Below are 5,919 nucleotides of genomic sequence, written 5' to 3'. Positions count from 1 at the left end.
CCTGCCGCTGCATGTTCGAGCCCATGAGAGCCCGGTTCGCATCATCATTTTCCAGGAAAGGAATAAGCGAGGCGCCCACAGACACCAGCTGTTTCGGGGATACGTCAATGTAAGTGACATCTTCCGGCTTGGCGACGACATATTCACCCTGCGCCCGGCAGCGGACAAAGTCTTCGGTGAACATACCATTCTCGTCAAGTGCCGCGTTCGCCTGCGAAATCGTCTGCTTGCTTTCTTCCATCGCCGACAGATATTTGACTTCCCCGGTCAGCTTACCATTTTCAACACGCTGATACGGGCTTTCAATGAAGCCATACTTATTGACACGCGCGAATGTCGCCAGCGAGTTGATCAGCCCGATGTTCGGGCCTTCCGGCGTTTCAATCGGGCAGATACGGCCATAATGCGTTGGATGCACGTCGCGAACCTCAAAACCGGCTCGCTCACGGGTCAGGCCACCGGGCCCGAGAGCTGAAAGGCGACGCTTATGGGTAATTTCCGACAGAGGGTTCGTCTGGTCCATGAACTGGCTGAGCTGACTGGAGCCAAAAAACTCACGCACGGCGGCCGCGGCCGGCTTCGCATTGATCAGATCATGCGGCATGACCGTATCGATTTCGACCGAACTCATCCGTTCACGAATGGCACGTTCCATCCGCAACAGACCGATGCGATACTGATTTTCCATCAATTCACCAACGGATCGAACCCGGCGGTTGCCAAGGTTATCGATGTCATCCGTTTCCCCATGCCCGTCTTTCAGACGCACAAGGGTTTTCACGACTTCCAGAATATCCTCTTTACGCAGAACGCGGACGGTATCTTCCACATCAAGATCGAGGCGCATATTCATTTTTACCCGTCCGACAGCAGACAGGTCGTAACGCTCGGAATCAAAAAACAGGCCATTGAACAGGGCTTCAGCAGTCTCCTCGGTCGGCGGTTCGCCCGGGCGCATAACACGATAAATATCAATGAGCGCCTGGTCACGGGAACTGCTTTTGTCAACGACGAGCGTATTACGGATATAGGGACCGACATTAACGTTATCAATATCCAGCGTCGAGATCGCCTTGAAGCCCGAAGCCTCCAGTTGATCAACCAGATTTTCCGTCAATTCCTCGCCGGCTTCGATAAGAACCTCGCCGGTTTTTTCGTTAATCAGGTCTTCGGCGGCATAACGGCCGATAAGATCGACATGCCCGACCAGCATATCCTTCAAGCCTTCGTCCATTAGCTTGGTGGCAAGACGCTGGGTTACCTTGGTACCGGCATCCGCCACAACTTTCTGCGTATCCGCATCCACCAGATCGCGAATGAGGCGGCTCCCCCGCACACGGTCAACATTGAAGGGTGTACGCCAGCCCTTCTTCTCCAGTTTATAGTCAACACGGTCGTAGAAGTAATTGAGAATATCCTCATGCGACATATCGAGCGCCTGAAGCAATGCCGTTACCGGAAGCTTGCGGCGCCGGTCGATGCGAACATGCACGATATCCTTGGCATCGAATTCAAAATCGAGCCATGAGCCGCGATAAGGAATCACGCGGGCTGCAAACAGCAGCTTGCCGCTGGCATGGGTTTTTCCCTTGTCATGATCGAAGAAAACACCGGGACTGCGATGCATCTGCGAGACGATCACGCGTTCCGTGCCATTGATAATGAACGTTCCCTTATCGGTCATCAGGGGCATGTCGCCCATGTAAACGCTTTGTTCCTTGATATCGAGTACCGATTTTGCTTCGGTGTCCGGATCAACTTCAAAAACGATAAGGCGCAGCGTCGCTTTCAGCGGCGCGCCGAAGGTCATGCCGCGTTGCTGGCATTCCTCTTCATCATATTTCGGCTGTTCAAATTCATAACTCACGAATTCCAGGCTTGCCGTATCGGCAAAATCCTTGATCGGAAAAACGGACTTGAAAACAGATTGGAGGCCTTCGTCGCCTCGCTGATCCGGGGGTGTGTCCTGCAACAAAAATGCATCGTAGGAGGTCTTCTGAACCTCGATCAAGTTCGGCATCGTCGTCGCCGCCTCGATAGTTCCAAAGTTTTTGCGAACGCGCTTGCGACCGGTAAACGACTGCAAAATGCCCATGCCAAATCCCCGTATGTTTATTGGCCAACTACAAAACAGTCTTTATAAAAAAGACTGCGCCAGATGGATTTTGAAATTCCGCCCAAAGGGTAAGCGTTTCAAAAATCGATCCTGGCAATTCCTTTCCGGTTTGCAGACTACCGGAAGAGCCGCGTTTACAAGTGATCCCGCCGGATCGCCGCCTGCCTGTTCACAAAGCGGCTGCGGGGAAGGCAGCAAACGCCACCTTCCCCGTTCCTTACTCAGCTACCCGAAAGTTGCTGCATCTACCGAACTTATTTAAGTTCAACAGTTGCACCCGCACCTTCAAGCTGCTCTTTGACTTTATTAGCTTCATCCTTCGGCAGGCCTTCTTTGACTGCCTTCGGTGCGCTTTCAACCAGGTCTTTTGCTTCTTTCAGCCCAAGACCCGTAATTGCGCGGACTTCCTTGATGACATTGATTTTCTTTTCGCCAATGGCAGCAAGAATGACATCAAATTCGTCTTTTTCTTCAACAGCAGCGGCATCTCCGCCACCGCCAGCGGCTGCAACTGCGACCGGTGCGGCGGCAGATACACCCCATTTTTCTTCCAGAATCTTTGCAAGTTCTGCAGCTTCCAGCACAGTCAGGCTGGAAAGATCTTCGGCAATCTTTTCGAGATCGGCCATTGTACTATTCTCCTCAGGTAAACCTATTGGTTCGTTTGTCAATATTTAACTGGCTTTTACATCTAACCCTGTTCGGCTTTCGCCGACAGAACACGGGCCAACTGGCTGGCGGGAGCCTGAAGGATACCGGCGATTTTTGTCGCAGGCGCCTGAAGCAGTCCAACCAATTTACCGCGAAGTTCGTCCAGTGATGGCAGGCTGGCAAGTGACTTGACCCCTTCAGGATCCAGTACAGTTACCCCCATGGCACCACCGATAACGACAAACTTCTCATTCCCTTTTGCGTAATCCATTGCAACTTTCGGGGCTGAAACCGGATCGCTGGAATAGGCGATACCGACAGGGCCTTTCAATTTGCTGGACAGGGAATCGTAGTCCGTGCCGTCAAGAGCGAGACGCGCAAGCCGATTTTTCGTCACTTTGAAGTTGGCACCAGCATCGCGCATCTTTACCCGCAGGTTCGTCATTTCCGCCACAGTGAGACCACTGTATTCGGCAATAACAACCACCCCTGCCTCTGTAAAGACACCGTTCAACTCGGCAACCAATGCTTCTTTTTGCGATCGGTCCACTCGTCGTCTCCAGTATTTGAAGTGCCCTAAAAAACGGACACTTCGGTTACATTTGGATCTGGATACCAGATCCGGTTATACTGTCCCAGGTCCACCTGAATTGCTGACCAGCAGCGAATTTTTTAGCTTCCCTGTCTATGCAGGCAACAAGGTGCTTTTAAATTCCCGAAACCGGGAACACCTGCAGTCTTGGACAGACGGACTGGCGAACCAGCCCGACATTCGCCGCGAATAATGCGGCAAATTTCTCATTCGCGTCAGATCACATCACTGACTTCAAGTTTCACGCCCGGCCCCATCGTGGAGCTAATGGCGATTTTCCTGATAAATGTTCCCTTCGCGCCCGTTGGCTTGGCTTTAAGAACCGCACCGACAAAGGCCTTGATATTTTCTCCCAAGGCTTCCTTGGTGAAGCTTGATTTACCCAGACCGGCATGGATAATCCCGGTCTTCTCTGCCCGGAACTCAACCTGCCCACCCTTTGCCGCCTTGACGGCTTCGGCAACATTCGGCGTTACTGTTCCCAGCTTCGGGTTCGGCATCAGGCCGCGGGGGCCCAGAACCTTGCCAAGCCGTCCAACGACCGCCATCATGTCCGGCGTTGCGATGCAGCGATCAAAATTCATCTCACCGCCCTGGATTTTCTCCATCAGGTCTTCAGCACCGACAAGTTCAGCCCCTGCCGCTGTCGCTTCATCCGCCTTGTCCCCGCGGGCAAATACAGCAACCCGCACGGACTTGCCCGTGCCGTTCGGCAGCTGAATTACGCCCCGGACCATCTGATCCGCGTGACGGGGATCGACACCCAGGTTCATTGCGATTTCAACGGTTTCGTCGAATTTCGATTTGGCATTCGCCTTTACGATCTCAACCGCTTCATCAAGGCCATACAGTTTTTCCCTATCGAGGACATCTACGGCCGCTTTTTGCTTTTTCGAAAGTTTTGCCATGATTATCCCACCACCTCTAGGCCCATGGAACGGGCAGAGCCTTTGATAATATTCATTGCCGAATCAATGTCGTTGGCATTCAGATCTGCCATCTTGGCTTCCGCAATCTCGCGCACTTGCGCAGAAGTGACGGTACCGGCAACGCTCTTGCTCGGTGTGGCGCCACCTTTTTTGAGCTTGGCAGCCTTTTTCAGGAAGTATGACGCCGGCGGGGTCTTCGTGATAAACGTAAATGACCGATCCGCATAAACCGTGATCACGGTTGGTATGGGCATGCCACCTTCGAGGTTCCCCGTGGACGCGTTAAACGCCTTGCAGAATTCCATGATGTTGACGCCTTGCTGACCCAGAGCCGGACCAATAGGCGGAGATGGATTTGCCTGTCCCGCCGGGACCTGCAACTTGATGTATCCTTTAACCTTCTTTGCCATTTTCTACCCTCTACAAAATATTAAGGGGCTGTGGTGCGACCATGGCAGGCCTCCCACAACAATCCGCACCATGCGGAAAACTCTAAATCTAACTCTTCTCAACTTGCGAGTAATCGAGTTCCACCGGGGTCGATCGTCCAAAAATAGACACCGACACCTTCAGTTTCGCCTTTTCCTCATCGACTTCCTCAACCTGGCCCATGAAGGTCGCAAACGGACCATCACTAACCCGGACCTCTTCCCCAAGCTCAAAGGTCACCGACGGCTTGGGCCGCTCAATCCCTTCCTGAACCTGATTAAGAACCGCCATCGCCTCTTTTTCAGAGATCGGTGTCGGCTTGTTCGCGTTCCCAAGAAATCCTGTCACTTTCGGCAGGTTTTTCACAAGATGGTATGTCTCGTCGTTCATTTCCATATGCGCCAGCACATATCCTGGAAAAAACTTGCGTTCCGAGTTAACTTTCTGGCCGCGACGGACTTCCACAACTTCCTCAACCGGTACCAGAACTTCTTCGAAAAGATCGGCCATGCCTTTGACTATTGCCTGCTCTTTTACAGACTGGGCCACCTTCTTTTCAAACCCTGAATAGGCATGAATGATATACCAACGTTTTGCCATATTACTCAGGATCCTAACGATAGAATGATTTTGACAACATGCTGGATACCAAAATCAACAGTGAAAAAGAACATCGAGGCGAGAAAAACCATGACAAAGACCATTGCAGTGGTCACCAGCGTTTCCTTCCGCGTTGGCCACGTGACTTTGGAAGCTTCCTGCCGCACTTGGCGGATAAAAGCACCTGGATTTACCTTTGCCATATTTCCTCAAAAATCTTTCTTCAACTGAATGACCCGGCGGTATACTAGACTTTTACAAATAGATCAACCAGATTGGCAGGAGAGGAGGGACTCGAACCCACAACCCCCGGTTTTGGAGACCGGTGCTCTACCAATTGAGCTACACTCCTCCGGTCTGAATTGGCAAACCCGGATCATCGAAGTCACCTTCAATTACCCGGGAATGCCCTCTATTTTTATGTAATCAGTACAACCGTCACTTTACGGAGAACGTCTTTCCTTATTCGACTACAGTTGCAACGACGCCGGCACCGACGGTACGGCCGCCTTCGCGGATAGCAAAGCGCAGGCCTTCGTCCATGGCGATCGGTGCAATCAGCTCGACCTCCATCGTCACGTTATCGCCCGGCATCACCATCT

Annotated in this window: 7 protein-coding genes, 1 tRNA gene and 1 pseudogene; all 9 read right to left on the bottom strand. The window is 52.2% G+C overall.

Annotation, left to right across the window (positions count from 1 at the left end; translation table 11 throughout):
- The coding region (rpoB, locus tag ACESNI_RS17695) for a DNA-directed RNA polymerase subunit beta (protein WP_373089431.1) at positions 1–2,095 on the bottom strand (2,095 nt) is incomplete at its 3' end.
- A gap of 275 nt (positions 2,096–2,370) precedes the next feature.
- Positions 2,371–2,745, bottom strand: a complete 375-nt coding sequence (gene rplL / locus ACESNI_RS17690) for a 50S ribosomal protein L7/L12 (protein WP_373089429.1) — start codon at positions 2,743–2,745, stop codon at positions 2,371–2,373.
- A 62-nt stretch (positions 2,746–2,807) separates the two neighbouring features.
- On the bottom strand, positions 2,808–3,317 hold the full coding sequence (gene rplJ, locus ACESNI_RS17685; protein ID WP_373089427.1) for a 50S ribosomal protein L10: 510 nt from the start codon (positions 3,315–3,317) through the stop codon (positions 2,808–2,810).
- Between the two features lie 257 nt (positions 3,318–3,574).
- Positions 3,575–4,267, bottom strand: coding sequence for a 50S ribosomal protein L1 (gene rplA / locus ACESNI_RS17680; protein ID WP_373089425.1), 693 nt, complete (start codon positions 4,265–4,267; stop codon positions 3,575–3,577).
- A gap of 2 nt (positions 4,268–4,269) precedes the next feature.
- Positions 4,270–4,698, bottom strand: a complete 429-nt coding sequence (gene rplK, locus ACESNI_RS17675; protein WP_373089424.1) for a 50S ribosomal protein L11 — start codon at positions 4,696–4,698, stop codon at positions 4,270–4,272.
- An 88-nt stretch (positions 4,699–4,786) separates the two neighbouring features.
- Positions 4,787–5,317 carry a transcription termination/antitermination protein NusG gene (gene nusG, locus ACESNI_RS17670; RefSeq protein WP_373089422.1) on the bottom strand — a complete coding sequence of 177 codons (531 nt, stop codon included), beginning with the start codon at positions 5,315–5,317 and terminating at the stop codon, positions 4,787–4,789.
- A gap of 5 nt (positions 5,318–5,322) precedes the next feature.
- Entirely contained in the window at positions 5,323–5,520 is a 198-nt protein-coding gene (gene secE, locus ACESNI_RS17665; RefSeq protein ID WP_373089421.1) for a preprotein translocase subunit SecE, read from the bottom strand.
- A gap of 73 nt (positions 5,521–5,593) precedes the next feature.
- A tRNA-Trp gene (locus ACESNI_RS17660) sits at positions 5,594–5,669 on the bottom strand.
- 110 nt (positions 5,670–5,779) lie between these two features.
- Positions 5,780–5,919, bottom strand: a pseudogene (tuf, locus tag ACESNI_RS17655) (elongation factor Tu); the annotation flags it as partial.

It is taken from the genome of Sneathiella sp. (genome assembly GCF_041689005.1).
GTDB lineage: Bacteria > Pseudomonadota > Alphaproteobacteria > Sneathiellales > Sneathiellaceae > Sneathiella.
Note: the sequence above shows the minus strand (reverse complement) of the source record. Positions and strands in the feature narration are given on the sequence as shown.